The 21,676-nt window shown below is 72.1% G+C and carries 22 protein-coding genes; 8 read left to right on the forward strand and 14 right to left on the reverse strand.

Translation table 11 applies throughout. The features are described from left to right. The first annotated feature begins 250 nt into the window (after positions 1-250). Together OG553_RS09360 and OG553_RS09365 are read left to right on the forward strand one after the other, a co-directional pair. On the forward strand, positions 251-4,099 hold the full coding sequence (locus tag OG553_RS09360; protein WP_405978547.1) for a hypothetical protein: 3,849 nt from the start codon (positions 251-253) through the stop codon (positions 4,097-4,099). After that, positions 4,099-4,479 (forward strand): hypothetical protein, encoded by a 381-nt coding sequence (locus tag OG553_RS09365; protein WP_405978548.1) that lies wholly within the window; start codon positions 4,099-4,101, stop codon positions 4,477-4,479. The genes OG553_RS09360 and OG553_RS09365 overlap by 1 nt, the downstream gene beginning before the upstream one ends. A 63-nt stretch (positions 4,480-4,542) precedes the next feature. On the opposite strand, the gene OG553_RS09370 is transcribed toward OG553_RS09365, so the two are convergent. The 4 genes from OG553_RS09370 to OG553_RS09385 form a co-directional block, all read right to left on the reverse strand. Beyond that, a complete protein-coding gene (locus tag OG553_RS09370; RefSeq protein WP_405978549.1) occupies positions 4,543-5,820 on the reverse strand; it encodes a hypothetical protein in 1,278 nt (425 codons plus the stop codon). Further along, complete coding sequence (locus tag OG553_RS09375; RefSeq protein WP_405978550.1) at positions 5,810-6,355, reverse strand: DUF6114 domain-containing protein; 546 nt, start codon at positions 6,353-6,355, stop codon at positions 5,810-5,812. Before OG553_RS09375 ends, OG553_RS09370 begins: the two co-directional genes overlap by 11 nt. 113 nt (positions 6,356-6,468) lie before the next feature. Continuing rightward, a complete protein-coding gene (locus OG553_RS09380) occupies positions 6,469-7,113 on the reverse strand; it encodes a DUF6230 family protein (RefSeq protein WP_405978551.1) in 645 nt (214 codons plus the stop codon). A 586-nt stretch (positions 7,114-7,699) separates the two neighbouring features. Then, positions 7,700-8,692, reverse strand: coding sequence for a tetratricopeptide repeat protein (locus OG553_RS09385; RefSeq protein ID WP_405978552.1), 993 nt, complete (start codon positions 8,690-8,692; stop codon positions 7,700-7,702). A gap of 238 nt (positions 8,693-8,930) precedes the next feature. Between OG553_RS09385 and OG553_RS09390 the strand changes: the two genes are divergently transcribed. Further along, positions 8,931-9,569: a TetR/AcrR family transcriptional regulator gene (locus tag OG553_RS09390; RefSeq protein ID WP_405978553.1), complete on the forward strand. Its 639-nt coding sequence runs from the start codon at positions 8,931-8,933 to the stop codon at positions 9,567-9,569. 89 nt (positions 9,570-9,658) lie between these two features. On the opposite strand, the gene OG553_RS09395 is transcribed toward OG553_RS09390, so the two are convergent. The 4 genes from OG553_RS09395 to OG553_RS09410 form a co-directional block, all read right to left on the reverse strand. Beyond that, a complete protein-coding gene (locus OG553_RS09395) occupies positions 9,659-11,359 on the reverse strand; it encodes a methylmalonyl-CoA mutase (RefSeq protein ID WP_405978554.1) in 1,701 nt (566 codons plus the stop codon). Between the two features lie 97 nt (positions 11,360-11,456). Next, positions 11,457-11,786, reverse strand: coding sequence for a DUF3817 domain-containing protein (locus OG553_RS09400; protein ID WP_362459597.1), 330 nt, complete (start codon positions 11,784-11,786; stop codon positions 11,457-11,459). A 91-nt stretch (positions 11,787-11,877) separates the two neighbouring features. Beyond that, positions 11,878-12,387 (reverse strand): MarR family winged helix-turn-helix transcriptional regulator, encoded by a 510-nt coding sequence (locus tag OG553_RS09405; protein ID WP_405978555.1) that lies wholly within the window; start codon positions 12,385-12,387, stop codon positions 11,878-11,880. 21 nt (positions 12,388-12,408) lie between these two features. Next, positions 12,409-13,644 (reverse strand): MFS transporter, encoded by a 1,236-nt coding sequence (locus OG553_RS09410; RefSeq protein ID WP_405978556.1) that lies wholly within the window; start codon positions 13,642-13,644, stop codon positions 12,409-12,411. A gap of 84 nt (positions 13,645-13,728) precedes the next feature. Between OG553_RS09410 and OG553_RS09415 the strand changes: the two genes are divergently transcribed. Beyond that, positions 13,729-14,736: a DUF5937 family protein gene (locus tag OG553_RS09415; protein WP_405978557.1), complete on the forward strand. Its 1,008-nt coding sequence runs from the start codon at positions 13,729-13,731 to the stop codon at positions 14,734-14,736. 196 nt (positions 14,737-14,932) lie between these two features. Here the strand turns inward: OG553_RS09415 and OG553_RS09420 are convergent, their stop codons facing one another. The 5 genes from OG553_RS09420 to OG553_RS09440 all read right to left on the reverse strand — a co-directional run bounded on the left by OG553_RS09420 (position 14,933) and on the right by OG553_RS09440 (position 17,777). After that, a complete protein-coding gene (locus OG553_RS09420) occupies positions 14,933-15,574 on the reverse strand; it encodes a TetR/AcrR family transcriptional regulator (protein ID WP_405978558.1) in 642 nt (213 codons plus the stop codon). Further along, on the reverse strand, positions 15,571-16,251 hold the full coding sequence (locus OG553_RS09425) for a DUF4166 domain-containing protein (RefSeq protein ID WP_405978559.1): 681 nt from the start codon (positions 16,249-16,251) through the stop codon (positions 15,571-15,573). Before OG553_RS09425 ends, OG553_RS09420 begins: the two co-directional genes overlap by 4 nt. Next, positions 16,248-16,949, reverse strand: a complete 702-nt coding sequence (locus OG553_RS09430) for a hypothetical protein (protein ID WP_405978560.1) — start codon at positions 16,947-16,949, stop codon at positions 16,248-16,250. Before OG553_RS09430 ends, OG553_RS09425 begins: the two co-directional genes overlap by 4 nt. A 190-nt stretch (positions 16,950-17,139) precedes the next feature. Next, on the reverse strand, positions 17,140-17,436 hold the full coding sequence (locus tag OG553_RS09435) for an MTH1187 family thiamine-binding protein (protein ID WP_345499757.1): 297 nt from the start codon (positions 17,434-17,436) through the stop codon (positions 17,140-17,142). Beyond that, positions 17,433-17,777 carry a DUF3817 domain-containing protein gene (locus tag OG553_RS09440; protein WP_405978561.1) on the reverse strand — a complete coding sequence of 115 codons (345 nt, stop codon included), beginning with the start codon at positions 17,775-17,777 and terminating at the stop codon, positions 17,433-17,435. The genes OG553_RS09435 and OG553_RS09440 overlap by 4 nt, the downstream gene beginning before the upstream one ends. 162 nt (positions 17,778-17,939) lie before the next feature. Between OG553_RS09440 and OG553_RS09445 the strand changes: the two genes are divergently transcribed. The 4 genes from OG553_RS09445 to OG553_RS09460 all read left to right on the forward strand — a co-directional run bounded on the left by OG553_RS09445 (position 17,940) and on the right by OG553_RS09460 (position 20,605). After that, complete coding sequence (locus OG553_RS09445; protein ID WP_405978562.1) at positions 17,940-18,578, forward strand: AIM24 family protein; 639 nt, start codon at positions 17,940-17,942, stop codon at positions 18,576-18,578. Beyond that, the gene (locus tag OG553_RS09450; protein ID WP_042801807.1) at positions 18,578-19,228 is read left to right on the forward strand and encodes an AIM24 family protein; all 651 of its coding nucleotides are present in this window, start codon (positions 18,578-18,580) and stop codon (positions 19,226-19,228) included. The genes OG553_RS09445 and OG553_RS09450 overlap by 1 nt, the downstream gene beginning before the upstream one ends. Then, entirely contained in the window at positions 19,225-20,043 is an 819-nt protein-coding gene (locus tag OG553_RS09455) for an AIM24 family protein (protein WP_405978563.1), read from the forward strand. The genes OG553_RS09450 and OG553_RS09455 overlap by 4 nt, the downstream gene beginning before the upstream one ends. Before the next feature lie 85 nt (positions 20,044-20,128). Beyond that, complete coding sequence (locus tag OG553_RS09460; RefSeq protein ID WP_405983000.1) at positions 20,129-20,605, forward strand: MarR family winged helix-turn-helix transcriptional regulator; 477 nt, start codon at positions 20,129-20,131, stop codon at positions 20,603-20,605. A 101-nt stretch (positions 20,606-20,706) separates the two neighbouring features. On the opposite strand, the gene meaB is transcribed toward OG553_RS09460, so the two are convergent. Further along, positions 20,707-21,669 (reverse strand): methylmalonyl Co-A mutase-associated GTPase MeaB, encoded by a 963-nt coding sequence (meaB, locus tag OG553_RS09465; RefSeq protein ID WP_007266619.1) that lies wholly within the window; start codon positions 21,667-21,669, stop codon positions 20,707-20,709. Positions 21,670-21,676: the final 7 nt, after the last annotated feature.

The raw sequence follows: 21,676 nt of genomic DNA on the forward strand, positions 1-21,676 counted from the left end.
CCCCGGGTCCCGTAACAGGGACCCGGGGTGCCGCCCTCGGTGTTTTCGGTGCTCAGACATCCGTTGCCTGCGGCTACCGGCCAGTAGTTTCGGCCGAAACCCAGCGGGTGTGGCCGAAATCGCACTACCGCCGGTAACCCGATCGTGAAACGCTCGAACCGCCTTGGGGGAAGGCGAACGGGGTTGTGCACCTGACCCGTGCACAGGGGGAAACGACCATCTCTGCTCCACTCCGCCGTGCCACCGCGACATGCGCGGCGGCACGGCCGTACGCACGCACGCGCCTTCCTTCGGGCTGACCGAACCCCTGAAGACAGGCAACAAGCACGTGCAAAGAACCACCCTCCTGCGGGGCAGGAGCCGCGCGTCCCGCGACGCCGTGCGGCGCGGACTGGCAGGCACCGCCCTGCTCACCGCCTCCGCGGTCCTCGTCGGCCTCATCCAGGCCGCCCCCGCGAGCGCCGTCGAGGTCCCCCCGGACACCGACCCTCCCTACCGCCCGATCAGCCTCGGCGAGCAGGCCCGCCTCGACCGCTGCGCGGCCGGCTTCGCCCTGCACATCGGCGGGCCCGAGATGAAGAAGACGGCGGCCAAGGCCCTCACCGGTCCCGCCGCCGACCTGGCCACCGCCACCGACCTGGCCACGGGCATGTACCCGCTGGACCAGGCCCGGATCAAGGACCGCGACTCGTACGAGGGCTCCCCGGTGGCCTCGGCCGAGCGGCGGGAGCGCTGGGAGAAGGCGAACTACCCGTACTGGAAGTCCGGCACGGGCGCGGGCGTCGACCAGTACGCCCCGAAGTTCGACAAGGACGTCGTCGCCTTCACCCTGGGCCCCCAGCGGGACCTGTACAACCAGCTGGGCTCCGACGCCCACGCCGTGCCCTCGAAGGCCGCCCTCGACAAGGCCAAGGGTCTCGCCGCCGAGCTGGGGGGCAAGGACGAGAACCACGACTTCGTCACCAACGGCATGCTGAAGGACGCGTCGAGCGGCAACTACCGCATGCCGACCGCGAGCGACATCGCGCGCTACCTGCGGCTCGGCGGCTACATGGCCAAGACCCCGGCCGAGGACTCGGCGGAGTTCCGTCTTGAGGTCGAGGCGCTGAAGGTCGCCTGGGGCGCGTGCGACAGCCGCAACCCGCTCGACTTCTACCGCGTCATGTCCCCGATCGTCGTCACCGCGCACCTGGAGTGGGAGAAGGAGTACGCCACCCAGGCCAAGCCGCGTGCGGAGATCGTCAACGCCGAGGTCGCGGCCGCGGCCGAGGTGCGCGAGTCCACCGAGGCCATGATCGAGGCGCTGGGCCAGGCGTGGCTCGCCGACCAGATCCTGACCTGGCAGAAGTACTGGGCCGGCCGGCCGGCCAACGACTCGGGCCGTCCCGCCGCGTCCGTGTTCACCCAGGCCACGAAGGACCTGGCCACGGCCCGCACCAAGGCCGCCGAGCAGGCGAAGACCGCGGCGGCCTCCGCCGCCTCCGCCAAGACGGCGTCCGAGAAGGCCGACACCGCGCAGGACGCGGCGTGGGCGCTCGCCGACGCGGCCAAGGCTCCGCGCGGCCGGGGTCTGCTCTTCGCGCAGCAGTCCGTCCAGGTCGCGAAGGCTTCGGCCGCCGCCGCCCAGGCCGCGGCGAAGGCCGCGGAGACGGCGTCGAACGCCGCCAAGGCGACGGTCGCGGACAGCAACACCCTGTACGCCCTGGCGCAGACCCAGTCGCACGCCCTGAACACCGAGTTCCGCCGCGTCGCCGCGCAGGAGGCCGCCGCCCAGGCGAAGGCCGCCGCCACGTCGGCCGCGGCCCAGGCCAAGGAGGCCGCGGAGAACGCCGCCAAGGCGAAGACCGCCCAGGCCACGGCGGAGGCGGCGCGGGACACGGCGAAGACGGCCGCGGACAACGCCAAGGCCCAGCGGATCAAGGCCGAGCAGGAACGTGACGTCGCCAAGGCCGAGCACGCCAAGGCCACGGCGGAGCGGAACAAGGCGCTCGCGGCGGAGAAGCGCGCCACCACCGAGCGCGAGACGGCCGCCAACGCCCGTACCGCCGCCGAGTCCGCCGGCTCGACCGCCGCGGACAAGCTGGACGCCGCCGAAGGCGCCGAGAACCGGGCGGCCACCGCCCGTGACGCGGCCGCGCGGGCGGAGCGCGACATGCGCGCCAAGGACGCCCGCGCCGCGGCCCTGGAGTCGGCGGCGGCCGCCGCCGAGGGCACCGCCGCCGCCGGGGACAGCCGCAAGGCCGCCACGGAGGCCCGCGCCGCGGCCAACACCGCGAAGGGCGCGGCGGACCGCGCCCGTACCGCAGCCGACGAGGCGGGCTCCGCAGCGGTCGAGGCCCGTGCCGCCGCCACGCGCGCCCAGGGCGCCGCCGCCCGCTCGCAGGCCGCGTACGAGAACGCGAACTCGCAGTGGTGGACCAGCTACGCCGCCGCCCAGACGGCCCACGCGGCCGCCGCCGAGGCCATCGACGCCTCCGACGCCGCGAAGGCGAACGCCGTGAAGGCGGAGGCGGAGGCCAAGAAGGCCCAGGCCGCCGCGGCCCAGGCCAAGAAGGAAGCGGCCGCGGCCCAGGACGAGGCCGAGAAGACCTCGGCCTGGTCCGCGGTCACCGCCGGACACGCCTACGCGACCGCCCAGGCGGCCACGGCCGCCCGTGACTCGGCGGCGGAAGCCGTCAAGCCGGCCAACACCGCCATCGCGACCGGCACCCCGTACCGGGAGTCCGACTCCGCCGCCGCCTTCGCGGTCCTGGTGGGCCAGTCCGCCAAGTCGCTCGCCGAGCAGCAGGCGGCGGCGGCCACCGCGAAGTCCGAGGAGGCCACCAAGGCCGCGGCGGCCGCCAAGGCACTGGCCGACAAGGCATCCGGTGACGCCAAGCTCGCCGCCCAGGCCTCCGCCGCCGCGGCGGCCGACACCGCCGCCGCGCTGAAGTCGGTCGCCGCCGCGCGTGCCTCCGCCGCCACGGCGGCCAAGGCCGCGGCCGCCGCCAAGGCCGCCGAGACCAAGGCGACGGAGTACAACTCCCAGGCCGGTGCCGAGGTCGTCCTCGCCGGCAACGCCTCGCGGGACGCGGCCAGCGAGGCCGCCGCCGCCAACAGCGAGGCGACCGAGGCGGAGAAGAGCGCCGCCAACGCGCGTAACGCCGCCAACGCGGCGAAGAAGGACTCCGACGCCGCGAACAGCGCGGCCACCAAGGCCGAGTCGGACGCGAAGGCCGCGGAAGGTGCCGCCGCCAACGCCCAGCAGTCCGCCAAGGACGCCGACGCGTCGGCGGACCGGGCCGAAGAGGCCCTCCGGAAGTGGGAGGAGGAGCAACGCGCCGCGCAGATCGCGGCCTCCAAGAACAACGGCGGCCAGGGGTACGGCGGCGCGGACCTGAACCTCACCCAGGAGGAGGCGCTGCGCAAGGCCTGCGGTCAGGCCTGCGTGGACGAGTACAAGGCCGCCCTGGAGGCGGCCAACAAGGACGTCATCGACTGGGTGGTCGAGAACGGCGGCCAGATCCTCCTCGACGTCCTGGGCGTCACGGCCGCGAAGAAGTGCTTCTCCTCCTGGGACGTGGAGAGCTGCCTGTGGACGGCGCTGAACGTCGTCCTCGTGGGCGCCGCGGTGCTGAAGATCCCGCAGGTCGCGGTGGCCGTGACCAAGATCGCGGTCGGCCTCGGCGGCTACTTCCGCGCGACGGCGGCAGCCGTCCAGACGCTGGCCCGGCTGAAGCCGATCGCCCAGGTCAGCGCGCACGTGGAGTTCAGTGCCTACACCGTCACCTCCGCGGCGGGCATCGACGCCACCCTCATGAAGCGGGCGCTCTCCGCCGGCGGCTGGAAGTGGACGATCAGCACCGGCCACGCGATGCACCGGGCGCACAAGGCCCCCAAGGGCGCGCCGTCTTTCCCCGCGCTGGAAACCACGCACCTGAGCCCCGACACCATCGAGAAGGCGCTTATCCTCAAGACCCTGGAGGAAATGGGCCTGAACGGTGCCATCCAGGGGTTCAAGAAGATCGTCGTCACGATCGACGGCATGGAGATCACCGGGCACCTCTTCAGGGCCGGCGACGACCTGATGTCCATCTCGACCTACTACCGGACCGGCTGATGAGCGAACAACGAACGACCGTGACGGAGCTGTTGAAGCTGGGGCACGGTGTCACACCGGAGGACAACCCGGAAGTGACCCCCGAGCAGTTCGGCCTGGCCGAGTTCGAGTACGTGGAGACGATCATCTACGCGGGCCCGGACGAGATCCTCTCCATGCTGCGCACGCTGAAGGCCGAGAACTTCATCGGCCTCCCTCCGTGGGCGCGCAACCTGGCCTACCGGATCGCGTGCCTGCAGCGCCCGGACGACGCGGCACTGCTGCGGGAGGCGGCTGACGACCTCCTCGCCTTCGGCCCCGACTGGGACGACATCGCGGAGGAGCTCCAGGCGAAGGCGGACGTCCTGGACCCGCCGCAGGGACCGGCGGCGGCTTCCTAGCCCGCCCGACCGCGCAAGAAGGCCTGCACCCCGAGGGGTGCAGGCCTTCTTCGCGTGCGGGGACTACTTCTCCGCCGGGCCGACGTAGTTCTTCAGGCCCGGGACGGTGAGGTTGCCGCCGAACTGGCCGGCCTGGACGACCTTGACCTTCGTGAAGAAGGCGAAGGGGACGTTCACGGGCGGCGGGGTGTTCGGGGTGAACTCGACCGGGATGATCCCTAGCAGGTTGCCCTTGAGGCTCTCCGTGTACATCGTCACCTTCGCGCCCCGGATCGTGGACGTGGAGCCCGGACGCGACTTCAGGTGGGCGATGGTGGGGCTCTTGCCCACGGTCTGGTAGAGGTCCTTGATGTCCAGCGAGTCCGCCGTGAACTTCAGGACCTTCTTGACCTTGCCGCTCGCCGTCTTCACCTCCACGATGCCCTCGTAGTCGAGGCCGTAGAGGGTCAGCAACGAGCTGTCCAGGTACCAGGGCTCGTCCGGCAGGAGCGGGATCCCCTGCTCCAGCTTGGCGTTGGCGAAGGCCTCGGCGTCGAAGGTCGGGCAGGGGAAGGGCTGCTTCCCGTCCGGGCCCGTCGTCGCCGACGTGCTCGGGGAGGGGCTGGGCGAGGCGCCGTCCTCGTCCTTGGCCGTCCTGCCCGTCTCGTCCTTCGGCTTGGTGACCGTGTCCTTGACGCTCTGCGGGAGTTCCTCGACCTTCACCCCGGCCTTCTTCGCGGCGTCGCGGATCGCGTCGGCCGTCGGGTCGGCGGTCTTCGTCGTGCTCGGGGTGGGCGCGGGTGCCGGGGTGGCCGGCTTCTTCGCGTCCTGGAGGGGCTTGCCGAGTCCGCCCACGAGGTCCTTGAGGGCGTCGCCGACGCCCAGCGGGTCCAGCGGGTTCGCCGGCTTGGCGGCCGGAGCCGAGGTCGACGGCGACGGCGAAGCCGTCGTCTTCGGGGTCTCGGGCTTCTTGGCGGACGGGGAGGCCGAGGGGCTCGTCGACGGCTTCGGCGCCTTGCTCGCACCCGGGGACGGGCTCGCACCCGGTGAGGCGGAGACCGAGGGCGACGGCGACGTGGACGTCGAAGGCGTCGGAGAGGGCGACTTCGTGGGCTCGTCGGACCGGGTCACGCACGGGCCCGGCGCGTACGGGAAGTCCTTGTCGTCGGCCAGCGCCAGCTTCGGCGCGATGCCCATCCCGACGAGGACCGCCGTCGGCATCGCCGCGAGCGCCATCGTCTTTCCGACGGGTATCTGGATCTTGTTCAGCAGCGACTTCCTGGGCGCCGCGTGGCGCGGTCCCTTTCTCACGCGGGGTTCCGCACCGGGGTCCATGCCCCGCTGCGTCTCGTCACCCGGCACTGTTCCTCCCGCCATCGGCGTGGGCAGTCGTCTCGGTCGAGTACGCCGTTTCCGTGGGACGGGGACCCGGGATGCCGTGGAACGGGTCCACGGGCGCAACGTCGGCCGCGTCGGCGGGCTCCTCCTCCACCGCGACGCCCGGCGCCCAGGCGAGGGCGAGGCAGCCGCCGATCAGGGAAGCGAGGAAGCCGATGAAGAAGCCTCCGAGGTTGGACACCGGGATCGACACCAGGGCGAGCAGGATCGCGGCGACGCCGGCGAAGACCCGGATGCCCTGCTGGAACCAGAGGGCGATGCCCAGCGTGATCAGGAGAACGCCGATGATGAGCGAGCCGGCCCCGGCCGTCGTCGCCATGGCGATGGTGACGTTGCCCAGCCGGACGTCCGCGTACGGGAAGTAGGCGATCGGCACACCACCGAGGGTCGTGAACAGGCCGGCCCAGAAGGGGCGGCCGCCCCGCCAGTCACGGAACTGATGGCGTGCGACGGTGAGCCAGTGGTCGTCTGCGGCGCGAACCTGGGACGCGGGGTTCATGGACAACAGCTCCCTGGAAACGGTGGTACGGGGAAATCTGTGGAGCCCGGGCGGGCGCACGGCGGCCGCTGCCGCCGTCCGCCCGCCCGGTCACGTCACAGGACGGAAGAGGCTTACTTCTCGTCCTGGTAGCACGGCTCGTTGCCGCTGATCAGGCGCAGCTTGAGGTCGGGCAGCGTGAAGGTGCCCGCCGTCGTCGCCCACGCCTTCTGGCGCACCTTGGTCAGCGTCGCCGTCTTGGCGCGCTGCGAGAAGAGCGCGCCGTCCGCCACCGTGTTGGGGACGGGCTTGGTGGTGTGGCTGGGGTCGCCCACCGCGACACCGATGTCGAGCTGGTCGAACTTGGCGTCCGCGTCCAGCTCGGCCACGTCCAGGTAGAGGTTGGTCGCCTCGGCCGAACGGCCCTTGTTGCCCGTGCGCAGCTGCAGGGTGATGGCACCGAGACCCGGCACCGGGGTCACCAGCGACTGGCACATGTTGGTGATCTTGGCCGAGCTGAAGCCGGAGATCGTGACCGGGTGCTTGGAGACCTTGTCACTGCCGATCGTCTTGCCCTCGGCGACGCTGCCGTACTGGATCAGGTCCTGACCGACGAGCTCGTCCGCCGACACCTTGAAGTCCTGGCCCGAAACGCTGAAGGACGCCGCGAGGGCACCCTGCGCCAGACCCACACCGACCGCGGCCGTGGCCGCGATGCTCGGGACCATGACGAGCGCGAAGCGCTTCCATCTGGTCCCGCCACGAACCTGAGAACTCATCTTGTTCCTCCTTCTCGGACGTACATCTCCGGTCCGGGCCGGGAGGCCCGTCCTGGGATGGGAGAAGTGCTACGTCCTCGGGAAGGAGCGCAGGCGGCCGAGCCGCGGCGCAGCCGCGTCCGATACACCGGCGTTCACCCCCGAGCGACAACCACTGGGCCACGCGTTCGCGCAACCTGGAGGACAGGCCCTGCCGGGTGTGGCAGAGACCCCCCTGTCCACAGCCGGTGACGCTGTCACCGGCCGGCCCGGTGGGGACCCTCCGCCGCGGTTCCGGATAGCGGTTCTGCGGGAAGGACCGAGCGTCGCCGATCGTGGTCCATTCCCGGCCGGGGCACAAGGGGGTTCGTTACTGGCGGGTAACGGCTGGATAACCGGAGTCTGGCCCGGTGCCGTCGCGCGGCCACACAGGGTGTCACCGTGGGCCACGACAGAAGGGGAGAAGAACGAACCAACCGGACAGTTCACGGGGTTCGATTTACTGCGAGTAACAGCGGCCGCGATTACCAAGTTTTGGCAAAGCGCGGCCGCTGTTTATCTCCGTGTCAACAAATCGCCGGCAGCTGCATACGCAACCTGAGTACGGCTAGAACAGCACCCGGGCCAGAGCCGTACGGGCCTGCGAGACGCGCGGGTCGTCCGCGCCGATCACCTCGAACAGCTCCAGCAGCCGGACCCGTACCGCGTCCCGGTCGTCACCGAACGTCACCCGGACCGTATCCACCAGGCGCCCGAAGGCGTCGGCCACGTGCCCGCCCGCGAGGTCCAGGTCGGCCGCTGCCATCTGCGCGGCCGGGTCCTTCGGGTTCGCGGCCGCCTCGGCGCGCACCGTCTGCGGGTTCATGTGCTGCACCCGGGACAGCAGCTCGGCCTGGGCCAGGCCCAGCTTCGCTTCGGTGTTCGCCGGGTCGTCGGCCAGTACGTTCTTGTACGCCTGCACCGCGCCGCCCAGGTCACCCGCGTCCAGCGCGTCGACGGCCGCCTCCAGCAGCGCGTCGTACGGACCGGCCGGAACCTCGGCGGGACCCGCCGGGGCGCCCTCGGCGCCGGCGTCGACCTGGAGGCCGACGAGCCCGAAGCGCTCCTCGGCGACCTGGACCAGCTGGGCCAGGGTCTCGCGGATCTGCTGCTCGGGCGCCACGCCCTGGAACAGCGGCAGCACCTGGCCGGCGACCACGGCGAACACGGCCGGGATGCCCTGGATGCCGAACTGCTGCATCAGCATCTGGTTGGCGTCGACGTCGATCTTCGCCAGTACGAAGCGGCCGTTGGCCTCGACGGTCAGGCGCTCCAGCAGCGGGCTGAGCTGCTTGCACGGCTCGCACCACTCGGCCCAGAAGTCGAGGACGACCGGAACCTCGTTGGAGAGCTGGAGCACGTCGCGCTCGAAGCCCGCCTCGGATACGTCGATGACGAGGGCGGACGGCGGTACGGCGCCGCCGGGCGCGCTGCCCGCGCCGCCGCCGCCCTGCCGGGCCGCGTCGTTGCGCGCCTGCTCGGCCTTGGCCTTGGCTTCGCCGGCCGCCTTCACAGCGGCGAGGTCGACCACACCGCTCATGGACATGTTTCTGGGCTGCATGCGTACATCCTCCCCCGAGTGCGCGCGCCGACGAAAAGGATCCCGGAAGATCGGCCTGCGTTGTGCGTTATTCCGTTGGTCGGCGCCGGGTCCCCACCTGGCGCCAGTAGCTTCGCGTGGTTGTCGCTCTTACGCTACGAGCCGTAGCGTAACTCCCCCGGAGCCCGCGCGCCCCGTGATCTGAACCACAGCGAACAGCCCCCTTTCGGTTCCCCTACCGACGGGTATGGTCTCGGCCATGCGCAACCCCAGCCCCGGCGTCAGCTCCCCGCACGGCCGTACCGGCCGGCCCCGCAGCGCGGCCGCCGACACCGCGATCCTCGCGGCGACCCGGGACGCGCTGGTGGAGCTGGGCTGGTCGAAGCTGACGATGGGGGACGTCTCGGCCCGCGCCGGGGTCGCGAAGACCACCCTCTACCGGCGCTGGGCGGGCAAGAACGAGCTGGTCGTGGACGCGGTCGCCGAACTGTTCGACGAGCTGGAGCTGCCGGACCGGGGCTCGCTCGAAGCCGACGTCGAGGACGTGGTGCTCCAGTTCGCGCGGCTGCTGCGGCGCCCCGAGGCCCGTACGGCCCTGATGGCCGTGGTCGCGGAGTCCACCCGGGACGAGGCGCTGCGGGACCGGATCCGGTCGGCGATCGTGGACCGGCAGAAACGTCTCGTCGTACTGGGCCGCGAACGGGCACAGGCCCGGGGCGAACTCCCGCCCGAGGAGGACGCGGCCCTGGCCCGCCACACCACGGACCTGATCTTCGACGTGATCGCGGGCACGGTGGTGCACCGGGCGCTGGTGAGCTGCGAGCCGGTGGACGAACTGTGGGCGGGCGCCTTCACCGCCCTCCTGATGCACGGCCTCCAGGGCGTGGCCCGGGCCTGAGCGGGAGAACGGGAAGGCCGGTCGCGCCCACCGCCACAGGGCGGGCACGACCGGCCGTCGCGTTTCCGGGCCGGGGCCGGGCGGCCCCCCTAGAAGCCGGGCGGCTCGGTGTAGACGCCCCACTCGTCGCGCAGGACGTTGCAGATCTCGCCCATCGTGGCCTCGGCGCGGACGGCGTCGAGCATGGCCGGGATCATGTTCGACCCGTCGCGGGCGGCGTCCAGCATCGCCTTCAGCGAGGCGGCCACCTTGGCCTCGTCGCGGCGCTCCTTGCGGGCGGCCAGGGCGCGGACCTGCTCGCGCTCCACCTCGTGGCTGACGCGGAGGATCTCCAGGTCGCCGGTGACGGAGCCGTGGTGGACGTTGACGCCGACGACCCGCTTGTCGCCCTTCTCCAGGGAGCGCTGGTACTGGAAGGCCGACTCGGCGATCTCGCCGGTGAACCAGCCGTCCTCGATGCCGCGCAGGATGCCGGAGGTGATCGGCCCGATGGGGTGCCGGCCGTCCGGGTGGGCGCGCAGGCCGCGCTCCTTGATCTGGTCGAAGATCTTCTCGGCGTCGGCCTCGATGCGGTCGGTGAGCTGCTCGACGTACCAGGAACCGCCCAGCGGGTCGGCGACGTTGGCGACGCCGGTCTCCTCCATCAGTACCTGCTGCGTGCGCAGCGCGATCTCGGCGGCCTGCTCGCTGGGGAGGGCGAGGGTCTCGTCGAGGGCGTTGGTGTGCAGGGAGTTGGTGCCGCCGAGGACGGCCGCGAGGGCCTCGACCGCGGTGCGCACGACGTTGTTGTACGGCTGCTGCGCGGTGAGGGAGACGCCGGCGGTCTGGGTGTGGAAGCGCAGCCACATGGCCTTGTCCGACTTCGCTCCGTAGACCTCCTTCATCCAGCGGGCCCAGATGCGGCGGGCGGCGCGGAACTTGGCGATCTCCTCGAAGAAGTCGAGGTGCGCGTCGAAGAAGAAGGAGAGGCCGGAGGCGAAGTGGTCCACGTCCAGGCCGCGGGAGAGGCCGAGTTCCACGTAGCCGAAGCCGTCGGCCAGGGTGTAGGCGAGCTCCTGCGCGGCCGTCGCCCCGGCCTCGCGGATGTGGTAGCCGGAGACGGAGAGCGGCTTGTAGGCGGGGATGCCGTTCGCGCAGTACTCCATGAGGTCGCCGATGAGGCGCAGGTGCGGCTCGGGTTCGAAGAGCCACTCCTTCTGGGCGATGTACTCCTTGAAGATGTCGGTCTGGAGCGTGCCGTTGAGCACGGCCGGGTCGACGCCCTGGCGCTCGGCGGCGACCAGGTACATGCAGAAGGCGGGCACGGCCGGGCCGCTGATGGTCATGGAGGTGGTCACGTCGCCCAGCGGGATGTCCTTGAAGAGGACCTCCATGTCGGCGGCGGAGTCGATGGCGACGCCGCAGTGGCCGACCTCGCCGAGCGAGCGCGGGTCGTCGGAGTCGCGCCCCATCAGGGTCGGCATGTCGAAGGCGACGGAGAGGCCGCCGCCGCCTGCCGCCAGGATCATCTTGTAGCGCTCGTTGGTCTGCTCGGCGTTGCCGAAGCCGGCGAACTGCCGGATGGTCCAGGTCCGGCCGCGGTAGCCGGTGGCGTGCAGACCGCGGGTGAAGGGGTACTCCCCCGGCCAGCCGATGCGCTCGAACCCCTCGTAGGAGTCGCCGGGGCGGGGCCCGTAGACGGGGTCGACGTCATCTCCGGAGAGCGTCGTGAAATCGGCCTCGCGCTTGCGGGCCTTGTCATACCGGGCCTGCCAGCGGCGGCGGCCCTCCTCGATGGCGTCAGCGTCCATACCCACGAATTTACTAGGACGTCCTAGTAAATGTCGATGGCAAACCCCCGGGGAGTCTCCCCGGGGGTGTCCGGATCCGGTCGGACCCCAGCGGCGCTCAGGCCTTGGCGGTCGCCATGCCGTCGGTGACCAGCGGCTCGACCTCGGCGCGGATGCCGCGCTCGACGAAGAAGGCGGCCAGCGGGATGGTCCCCGAGACCAGCACCCACAGCAGCTTGCCGAACGGCCACTTGGCCTTGGAGCCCAGGTCGAAGGCGAAGACCAGGTAGATCATGAAGAGCACACCGTGGACCTGCGAGACCGCGAGGGTCAGGCCGGCGCCGGTGTCGAAGCCGTACTTCGCCACCATGCAGGCGCAGAGGATCAGGAGCATGACCGCGGTCACGTAGGCCATGACGCGGTAGCGGGTCAGCACGCTTCGTTTCATGCCGTCGAGCCTAACCGTCCGTTTTGCTCGATCTTGACGCGGCCCCGGCTCCGGGCCCGCTTCCGGCGCGGAGCCGGCCCGCTTCCGTGACTCAGCTCTCCTCGAAGTCCGCCGCGGCCACCCGCAGCGGGCGCAGCAGGGCGAAGATCTCCCCGCACTCCTCCGAGTCGTACACGCCGAGCCCGAAGTCGACCGCCATCAGGTCCTTCGTCGCCGCCTCGACCACCTCGCGGCCCTTCGCCGTGATCGACGCGAGCGTGCCGCGGCCGTCCTGCGGATTGGGCCGCTTGTCGACCAGCCCGGACTTCACGAGCCGGTCCACGGTGTTCGTCACCGAGGTCGGGTGGACCATCAGGCGCTCGCCGATCTTCGACATCGGCAGCTCGCCCGCCTGGGAGAAGGTGAGCAGCACGAGCGCCTCGTACCGGGCGAAGGTCAGCCCGTACGGCTTGACGACCGCGTCGACCTCGGCGAGCAGGATCTGGTGCGCGCGCATGATGGAGGTGATCGCCGCCATGGACGGCACGGGACCCCAGCGCTGACGCCAGAGCTCGTCGGCGCGGGCGATGGGGTCGAAGGGGAGGCTGAGCGGCTTGGGCACCCACCAGACCCTACCGGGCGGTCATATGACCGCGAGGCCCGTCTCATTCCTCGATCGCCGCACTTCGGCCAGGAGCAGTACGACGACCCCGGTGCCGAGCGCACCCGACCCGGCGACGACCACGTGCGCCGGGAGGAACTCGGCGGCGGCGCCGGCCAGGGCCATGCCGATTCCCTGGAAGGTCATCAGGCCCGTGCCCAGCAGGGTCATCGCCCGTCCGCGCAGCTCGTCGGGGACGGCGTCCACGTACATCCGGTCCAGCCCGAGGGTGTAGGCGTGCGTCAGCCCGGCGAGCAGCAGCGCCGCCAGGACCACGGCCGGACCGGGGCGCAGCGCGAACAGCAGGAGCGGCAGCAGGGAGGCGGCGGCCAGCGGAGCCGTGATCCGCGAACGCGTTCGGGCGGTGAGCACCGACCCCGCCCACAGCTCACCCGCGACGGTGCCGACGGGCAGCGCGCACATCAGCACCCCCAGGGTGACGGTCCCGGCCCCGACGCCCTCGGTGTACGGGGCGAGCAGCGCCTCCGGCACCACGGCGAAGGCGGGCGGCAGCCAGCACAGCAACGTGAGCGCCCGCAGCCGGCGCCCGCCGAGGACGGCCCGCAGCCCGGCCACCGGGGACTCCCGTACGGCGGCGGCGCGGGCGGGCCGGGCCCGGGTTCCCAGGCGCAGCAGCAGCGCGGAGGCCAGGAACCCGGCGGTGGTCAGCGCGAGCGCCGCGCGCGGGGAGACGGCGGCGAGCAGCAGGCCGCCGAGGCCGAACCCGGCGAGCTGGGCACTCTGCGCGACCATCCGCAGCAGCGAGCGGCCGAGCACGAAGGCCTCGCCGGTCCCGAGGACGTCGGTGAGGGAGGCGCTGCGGGCGCCCTGGAAGAGCGGGGCGACGAAGGCCATGGCGCAGCGCAGTACGAGGATCCCCGCCACCGGCGTCCCCGGCCAGACCATGCCGGCCGCGCAGGCGGCGCACAGCAGGTCGCACCCGACGAGCACCCGACGGGCGGGGTAACGGTCGGCGAGCGGGGCGAGCAGGGTGCCGCCGAGGGCGTACGGCAGGAAGCCGAGGGCGAAGGTGAGCGCGCTCAGCAGGGGCGAGCCGGTGGCGCGGTACACGAGGACGGTGAGGGAGATCTCGGCGACGACGACGCCGAGCAGGGACAGCAGGTGCGCGGCGAAGACCGCGCGGAACTCGCGGACGCGGAAGACGGGGCGGTACCCGGGGGTGGTCGTGGTCGTGCTGATCGCTTCGTCGGTGGGCATGGGCCGAACCCTGGCGGGGCTGGGCTCGTGGCCGTAGGGATTCGGCCCTGTCCGAATCTTCCGGGTGCTGGTAGTGGTGGGCGCATGGGGTTCCACTACCGGTTCGGACCGGCCGACCTGCTGCGGTGCCGGTTCGCGATCTCCCCGCTGTGGGAAACGCAGGAGGCCGTACGGGTCCTGCTCCGCCCGCACCGGCAGGCGTACCACCTGCCCTGGCTGAGCCGGGTCCGGTCCGCCGCGGCCGGCCTGGACCTGCGTCCGCTGTGGCTGCTGATGCCGCGGAAGGGGCACAACCCGGACCTGCTGAGCCCTCCCCCGGCCGGGCCGGACGTCACCTTCGCGGAGGAACTGGCCCGGGTGCGGGCGGCGGCCGGTGACCCGGACGCGGCGCGCGAGGACCTGCGGCGGGCACTGGTGTGCACCCCGGGGGCGGTGGACGGCGGGATCGGGCGGCGGATGCTGGCGGATCCCGCGCGGGCGGTCGGGGAGCTGGCCGATCTGTACGAGCGGGCCTGGGAACTGCTGATCGCCCCGCACTGGGCCCGGCTGCGGGCCCTGCTGGAGGCGGACGTGCTGTTCCACTCGCGGCGGCTGGCGGCGGGCGGGCTCCAGGCGCTCCTCGACGGGCTCCACCCGGACCTGCGGTGGTACGGGGAGGAGCAGACCCTGACCATCGAGCGTCCCTCCCACCACGACCGGGATCTCGGCGGGCAGGGGCTGCTGCTGATGCCGAGCGCGTTCGTCTGGCCGGAGGTGGTCGGCGGGTTCGACCCGCCGTGGCAGCCGGCGCTGGTGTACCCGGCGCGGGGCATCGGCGCGCTGTGGACGGCCCCGGCCGGTCCGGCCCCGCGGGCCCTGGCGGGGCTGCTGGGGCGGGGCCGGGCGGAGGTGCTGTGCGCGCTGCACGAGCCCGCCTCGACCACGGCGCTCGCGCACCGGCTGGGCCTGGCCCCCTCGACGGTGTCCGCGCACCTGAAGGCCCTCCGCGCGGCGGGCCTCCTCCTCCCCTTCCGCCAGGGCCACCGGGTCCTCTACGAACGCACGCCGCTGGGGATCGCTTTGGCTGCGGCTGCGGGGTCTGCTGGCGGCTGACGTGCGGGGGGTGGGGGGTGGGGGGTGGGGTGCGTTGCCTCGCGGTTCGGGCACGCTGTCTCCCCCTCGACCCCCCGGGGCCGGGCGGTGGTTGCCCACCCGCCTCCCTGGGTGCGGGGCGGTGGCCGGGTGGCCACCGCCCCGCGTCCTCGCCCCCGCCCGGCCTCCCGCCCCCCCCCGGGCGGCGGGGCCGGGGTCAGGTTCGGGTGCCTCGCCGGAGGCCGTGGCGGACGGCTCGCTGCGTGAGCGGGCCGAGGCCCTCCAGGACGGCCGCCAGTGCGGCGAGCTGCTCCAGCGCGTCCATCGCCCGCCCGGCCCCCTCCGGGTCGACCCCCTCGTACAGCTCGATGCCGACGAACGACGCGGCCGTGGCCCGGGCCAGCCCCGCCGGATCGGCGAAGCCGGCCAACGGGGTCGCCGCCAGCAGCCGCCCGAGCACCGCCTCCAGCTCCTCGATCCACAGCCCCAGCCCCGCCGCGGTCGCCGCCGCCAGGGAAGGCGAGTTCTGCCCGGCCGCGAGCAGTTGCCCGAGCATCGCCACGTACCCGGCGGCCCGCTCCTCGGCGTGCATCTCCCGGGCGAACTCCAGCAGCTCGGGCAGGCTGCCCAGCGCGGCGAGCCGGTCGCGGTAGCGGTCGACCCGCTGCTCGGCCCCGTACCGGCAGGCGGCGGCGAGCAGTTCGTCCACGGAGCCGAAGTGGTAGAAGATCAGCCCCTGCCCCACCCCGGCGGTGGCCGCGATGGTCCTGGCCGAGGCCTTGGCGATGCCCTGCTCGACGAGGGTGCGCAGGGCGCCTTCGAGGAGCTTCTCCTTGGTGGCCGCACTGCCCGCGCTCATGCCCGGACCTCCTCGCGGACGGGCCGCAGGCCGCCGCGGAGCCCGTGCGTGCGGATGTCGACGTACTCGGCGGTGAAGGAGCCCTCGTACCCGAAGAGCGGCCCGAAGCGGCGGTTGACCACCCGTACCCGGATCCGGAAGCGGCCGGTGGCGTCGTCGAAGGATTCGCGCACCTCGGCTTCGCCGCCGATCAGGTCGGGCACGCGGACGTCGACCGGGCCCTCGCGGAAGCGGTGCTCGCCGGAGCGGATGAGCAGCGAGCCGTCGGGCTCGGCGCTCATGTGCAGGTCGCTGGCGAGGTGCTGGTGGGTGCCCAGGTAGTCGAGGACGCAGTCGCGTTCGGGGCTGTGGACCATCGTGGCGTCGAAGCGGCGCGGCCCGTCCGGGAGCTGGAAGGTGCGGACGAAGGTGACGGTCTCCCGGCCGAAGGAGTCGGTGTAGGGGAGGTTCTCGATGACGAAGGGGATGTTCCGGCCTTCGCGCGGGACGAGGATGTTGCGGGTCCCGCCGAGCCGGAGGAAGGGCTTCACGAAGCTGCGGCCGTGCCAGATCCGCTCCATGGTGCCGCGGCCCACGCAGCCCTCCCCGCTGTCGAGGCCCACGGAGAAGCGGCGCTGGATCTGCGGGTGCAGACGGTCGAAGTCGGCGCCCATGTGGGCCCGGAAGATGGAGGTCACGACGGCTCCAGGGTGGTCAGCAGGCGGGGTGCGGGGACGGCGGTCCGGTCGGGCGGGGTGCGCAGGCAGCGGCGGGCGGCCGGGGTGCCGGGCAGCGGCGGCAGCAGCAGCGCGGCGGCGAGTACGGGCGGGGCGGCGGCGAGCGGGGCGTACGCCAGGACGGCCGCGCAGAGCAGGATCCGCAGGCCGGTCTCGGCGAGGGCCCGGGCGAGTGCGCGGCCCGGCGGGGTGCCGCGTTCGCACCACAGCCGCAGCCGGTCGAAGGACCAGGCGGTGCCCCAGCCCATCAGCGGGCGGAAGACCAGGCGGTCGGCGAGGGCGCCGAAGCGGCCCCAGCGCGGCCGGTAGTCGTAGCCGGTGAGGAACCGGATCCCGTCGGGGCCGGGGACGTAGCGCCAGTACCCGCTGCCCACGGCGAGCAGCGACAGCGGATGCTCCGAGGCGAAGCGCAGGGCCGAGACCCGGGTCCCGTCGGGGCGGTGGCGCTCGCCGGCGGAGATCCCGGTGCCGGCGACGGAGACGAAGGGCAGCACGCGGGTGGCGTAGCGGAAGCGCTGGGGCTCGCCCTCGGCGCGCGGGAGGTAGTCGATGGAGGTGAACCTCAGGTCCCACCGCTGGTGCTGCGCCGGGTCCTGGCTGCGCTCCCACAGCTCGTCCATCCCGGTGCGGATCACCGTCTCGACGTACAGGCTTCCCATCCCGGCCCCACCTTCCCTTTTGAGCGGTCGCTCAAGAAGGAAGGTAGGTGATTTTGAGCGGTCGCTCAACGTCTTGAGCGACCGCTCAACTGTGAGCCCGGACACACCGGACGGGTCCCGGGCGCGCGAAAAGCGCCCCCCGCCGGCGGGCGGGGGGCGCTTTTCGGAAACGTTTCGGACGGGCGGGCGGTCAGCCCTCGGCGAGGTGCCGCTCGACCGTCTCGACCTTCGAGGTGATGCCGTCGGTGACGCCGGGCCGGATGTCGGCCTTGAGGATGAAGGAGACCCGGGGGGCGCGCTCCTCGACGGCGGCCACGGCGCGGCGCACCACGTCCATGACCTGGTCCCACTCGCCCTCGACGGTGGTGAACATGGCGTCGGTGCGGTTCGGCAGCCCCGATTCGCGCACGACGCGGACCGCGTCGGCCACGTATTCGCCGACCTCTTCTCCGACCCCCAGCGGGGTCACCGAGAACGCGACGATCACGCGTCCGCCGCCTGGCGCGCGCGGGCGGCGATGACGCTGTCGGCCTCGTCCCGCTTGAGCAGCTTGTCGCCGTAGAGGCCGCCGAAGGGCAGCAGCGCGAGGACGAAGAACAGGGCGACCTTCTTGACCGGCCACTTCGCCTTGTTCCAGACGTCCAGCAGGAAGATCGCGTAGATGACGAACAGGATCCCGTGCAGGATGCCCAGCGGCATCATGAGGTAGTCGATGTCCGATACCCGGCTCAGCACCGAGCCGAAGATCAGCAGGGCCGGGAACGACAGCGCCTCCGGAACGGAGATGAGGCGCAGCCGGTGCAGGGCGGAAGCGGTCTTGATGTCCACGTGGAACCTTCGGGGCCGGATACCTGGGGTCCGTCCCAGTGTCTCAGCCGCCCTCCGCGATCTTCCCTCGGGGCCCCGGATCCGCCGAAGACCGGCGATTGTGGCGGATATCGGCCCACCAGACCCTGTTCGCCCCGGCCCGCTGCCGATACCTTCGTCCCCGTGGCTCAGTTCAGACTCCAAGGCAGCAAGGTGCTCGCCGTCGACCTGACCGGTGACGCCGTGAAAGCGAAGAACGGCGCCATGGTCGCGTACGACGGCCAGATGGCCTTCAAGAAGATGACCGGCGGCGGCGAAGGCCTCCGCGGAATGGTGACCCGCCGGCTGACCGGCGAACAGATGACCGTGATGGAGGTCCAGGGGCACGGCACCTGCTACTTCGCCGACCGCGCGAGCGAGATCAACCTCGTGAACCTGCGCGGCGAGAAGCTCTACGTCGAGTCCAGCAACCTGCTGTGCACCGACGCCGGCCTGCGCACCGGCACGACCTTCACCGGTCTGCGCGGCGCGACCTCCGGCAACGGGCTCTTCACGACGACCGTCGAGGGCTCCGGCCAGGCGGCGATCATGTCCGACGGCCCGGCGGTGGTGCTGCGCGTCAGCTCCCAGTACCCGCTGTCGGTCGACCCGGGCGCGTACATCGCGCACACCGGCAACCTCCAGCAGTCCTTCCAGTCGGGGATCAACTTCCGCACCCTGATCGGCGAGGGCTCCGGCGAGGCGTTCCAGATCCGCTTCGAGGGCGAGGGCCTGGTGTACGTCCAGCCGAGCGAGCGCAACACCGTCGGGGGTGACATCTGATGCCGTTCCGCGAGATCAACTCGAAGATGGTCGAGGCCCAGGTGGTCCCCGGCCAGAAGATGTACAGCCAGCGCGGGGCGATGCTCGCCTACCGGGGCGAGGTCTCCTTCACCCCGAGCATCACCGGCGGCCAGGGCGGCGTCATGGGCATGATCGGGCGCCGGGTGGCGAACGAGCAGACCCCGCTGATGACGGTCGAGGGCAGCGGCACCGTGATGTTCGGCCACGGCGGCCACCACATCCAGGTGATCAACCTCCAGGGCGAGACCCTGTACGTCGAGGCCGACCGGCTGCTCGCCTTCGACGGCACCCTCCAGCAGGGCACGATGTTCATGGGCTCGCAGGGCGGCGTCATGGGCATGGTGCGCGGCCAGGTGACCGGCCAGGGCCTGTTCACCACCACCCTCAAGGGCCACGGCGCGGTCGCCGTGATGGCCCACGGCGGAGTCATCGAGCTCCCCATCACCCCGAACAGGCCGGTCCACGTCGACCCGCAGGCGTACGTGGCCCACCACGGGGACGTCCGGAACAAGCTCTCCACCGCACTCGGCTGGCGGGACATGGTGGGGCGCGGCTCGGGCGAGGCGTTCCAGCTGGAGCTGTCCGGCCAGGGCGCGGTCTACGTACAGGCCTCGGAGGAGAAGCTGTGAACTTTGGCCCCGTGATCCCGGGCCCCGGCGGCCCGACGGTCTTCGACCCGCACAGCCTGCCCTCGAACGACAACGTGAACGCGTACACCTTCTGCGTGGAGCTCAAGGGGAGCCAGTGGTTCCTGCAGAAGGGCAAGATGATCGCCTACTACGGGCGCATCGAGTTCAACGGCGTCGGCAACGGCCGCTTCGACCGCCTGCTGCGCACCAGCTTCCACTCGCCGCTGCACGCCAGTGACTGGGTGGTGGCCGAGGGCCAGGGCAAGATGCTGCTGGCCGACCGGGCCTTCGACGTGAACTCGTACGACCTGGACAACGGCAATCTGACCATCCGGTCGGGGAACCTGCTGGCGTACGAGCCCTCGCTGGCGCTGAAGCAGTCGATCGTCCCGGGTTTCCTGACCTTGATCGGAACCGGGAAGTTCGTCGCGGCGTCCAATGGACCGGTGGTCTTCATGGAGCCGCCGCTGCGTGTCGATCCGCAGGCGCTGGTGGGCTGGGCGGACTGCCCCTCCCCCTGCCACCACTACGACCACGGCTACATGTCGGGCGTGATGGGCGGCCTGCGCTCGCTGACCGGCATCGGCGGCACCTCCGGGGAGGAGCACCAGTTCGAGTTCGTCGGCGCGGGCACCGTCCTGCTGCAGTCGACCGAGCTGCTGATGGCCGAGCAGTCGGTGGGCACGGTGGGTGCCGGGGCGGCCACGGGCAACGCCCAGGGCGTTCCGGGGGCCGGCCAGGGCCCGCTGGGGCAGCTGGGCGTGCCCAGGATGCCGGGGCAGCTGGGCGATCTCCAGCGGCGTTTCGGGCTGTGAGGTCCGCGGCCCGCGCCACCCGAATCCGATGTTCCTATTTTTGTACGTAATTCAACTTCTTAGGTAGAGTTCTTTCATGGAGACGATGGAGACCGAGACGGCCACCCGCTGGCTTACCGACGCGGAACAGTGCGCCTGGCGCACCCACCTGGACGTCAGCAGACTGCTGATGCACCAGCTGGAAAAGGATCTCCAGCCCTTCGGACTCACCAACAACGACTACGAGATCCTGGTGAACCTCTCGGAGTCGGAAGGCCTGCGGATGCGGATGAGCGACCTGGCCACGGCCACGCTCCAGTCCAAGAGCCGGCTCTCCCACCAGATCACCCGCATGGAGACCGCGGGCCTGGTCCGCCGGGTGAACTGCGAGTCCGACCGCCGCGGCCTGTACGCGGTCCTCACGGACGAGGGCATGGAGACCATGCGCAAGGTCGCCCCGCACCACGTGGCGTCCGTCCGCGAGCACTTCATCGACCTGCTGCCGCCGGAGGCCCTCCAGGCCCTGCGCGAGTCGCTGCGGCCGGTCGCGGAGCACCTGCGCGGCAACCGCGGCAAGATCTGAGCGCACGCGGACGCAGGCGGCGTACGCGCCGTACGCGCCGCGGGCACGGGAAAGGGCGGGGAGCCGAGGCTCCCCGCCCTTTCCTTTCCACGCCCGGCCCCTCAGCCCTCGGTCAGACTGTCCAGCAGGGCGTCCGCGGCCGCGTACGGGTCCAGCTCGCCGGCCGCCACCCGGGCCGCCAGCGCGTCCAGGTGCGCGTCCCCGCGCAGGTCAGCCAGACGCCCCCGCAGTGCGGTGATCGCGATGGTCTCCACCTCCCGCGCCGCCCGCGCCGCCCGGCGCTCGGCCAGCACCCCGCGCTCGTCCATCCACGCCCGGTGCTTCTCCAGCGCCTCGACCAGCTCGTCGATGCCCTGCCCCTTGGCGGCGACCGTCTTGACGATCGGCGGCCGCCAGTCGCCGGGACCGCGGGTCTCCCCCAGGCCCAGCATGTGGTTCAGCTCCCGGGCGGTGGCGTCCGCGCCGTCCCGGTCGGCCTTGTTCACCACGTACACGTCGCCGATCTCCAGGATCCCCGCCTTCGCGGCCTGGATCCCGTCGCCCATGCCCGGGGCCAGCAGCACCACCGAGGTGTCGGCCTGCGAGGCGATCTCCACCTCGGACTGCCCGACCCCGACCGTCTCGACGAGGATCACGTCGCAGCCCGCCGCGTCCAGCACCCGGATCGCCTGCGGGGCCGCCCAGGCGAGCCCGCCCAGGTGCCCGCGGGTGGCCATCGAGCGGATGTAGACCCCGGGGTCGGACGCGTGGTCCGACATCCGGACCCGGTCGCCGAGCAGCGCCCCGCCCGAGAAGGGCGAGGACGGGTCGACCGCGAGCACGCCGACCCGCTTGCCGGCCGCGCGGTAGGCCGAGACCAGCGCCGACGTCGAGGTCGACTTCCCGACCCCCGGGGAGCCGGTCAGCCCGACCACGTACGCGCCGCCGGTCAGCGGTGCCAGGGCGGCCATCACCTCGCGCAGTTGCGGGGACGCCCCCTCGACCAGTGAGATCAGCCGGGCCACGGCCCGCGGCCGGCCCTCACGGGCCTGTGCCACCAGCGTGGGGACGTCCACCGTCGCCATGCGCTCG

The sequence above is a fragment of the Streptomyces sp. NBC_00158 genome (assembly GCF_045160885.1).
Lineage (GTDB): Bacteria > Actinomycetota > Actinomycetes > Streptomycetales > Streptomycetaceae > Streptomyces.

What these genes read in the sequence shown, in the direction of transcription:
- OG553_RS09360 (WP_405978547.1), top strand. Translation starts at nt 251, where the DNA reads ATGCGCGGCGGCACGGCCGTACGCACGCACGCGCCTTCCTTCGGGCTG.
- OG553_RS09365 (WP_405978548.1), top strand. Translation starts at nt 4,099, where the DNA reads ATGAGCGAACAACGAACGACCGTGACGGAGCTGTTGAAGCTGGGGCAC.
- OG553_RS09375 (WP_405978550.1), bottom strand. Translation starts at nt 6,355, where the DNA reads ATGAACCCCGCGTCCCAGGTTCGCGCCGCAGACGACCACTGGCTCACC.
- OG553_RS09380 (WP_405978551.1), bottom strand. Translation starts at nt 7,113, where the DNA reads ATGAGTTCTCAGGTTCGTGGCGGGACCAGATGGAAGCGCTTCGCGCTC.
- OG553_RS09385 (WP_405978552.1), bottom strand. Translation starts at nt 8,692, where the DNA reads ATGCAGCCCAGAAACATGTCCATGAGCGGTGTGGTCGACCTCGCCGCT.
- OG553_RS09390 (WP_405978553.1), top strand. Translation starts at nt 8,931, where the DNA reads ATGCGCAACCCCAGCCCCGGCGTCAGCTCCCCGCACGGCCGTACCGGC.
- OG553_RS09395 (WP_405978554.1), bottom strand. Translation starts at nt 11,359, where the DNA reads ATGGACGCTGACGCCATCGAGGAGGGCCGCCGCCGCTGGCAGGCCCGG.
- OG553_RS09400 (WP_362459597.1), bottom strand. Translation starts at nt 11,786, where the DNA reads ATGAAACGAAGCGTGCTGACCCGCTACCGCGTCATGGCCTACGTGACC.
- OG553_RS09410 (WP_405978556.1), bottom strand. Translation starts at nt 13,644, where the DNA reads ATGCCCACCGACGAAGCGATCAGCACGACCACGACCACCCCCGGGTAC.
- OG553_RS09415 (WP_405978557.1), top strand. Translation starts at nt 13,729, where the DNA reads ATGGGGTTCCACTACCGGTTCGGACCGGCCGACCTGCTGCGGTGCCGG.
- OG553_RS09420 (WP_405978558.1), bottom strand. Translation starts at nt 15,574, where the DNA reads ATGAGCGCGGGCAGTGCGGCCACCAAGGAGAAGCTCCTCGAAGGCGCC.
- OG553_RS09430 (WP_405978560.1), bottom strand. Translation starts at nt 16,949, where the DNA reads ATGGGAAGCCTGTACGTCGAGACGGTGATCCGCACCGGGATGGACGAG.
- OG553_RS09450 (WP_042801807.1), top strand. Translation starts at nt 18,578, where the DNA reads ATGCCGTTCCGCGAGATCAACTCGAAGATGGTCGAGGCCCAGGTGGTC.
- OG553_RS09460 (WP_405983000.1), top strand. Translation starts at nt 20,129, where the DNA reads ATGGAGACCGAGACGGCCACCCGCTGGCTTACCGACGCGGAACAGTGC.
- meaB (WP_007266619.1), bottom strand. Translation starts at nt 21,669, where the DNA reads ATGGCGACGGTGGACGTCCCCACGCTGGTGGCACAGGCCCGTGAGGGC.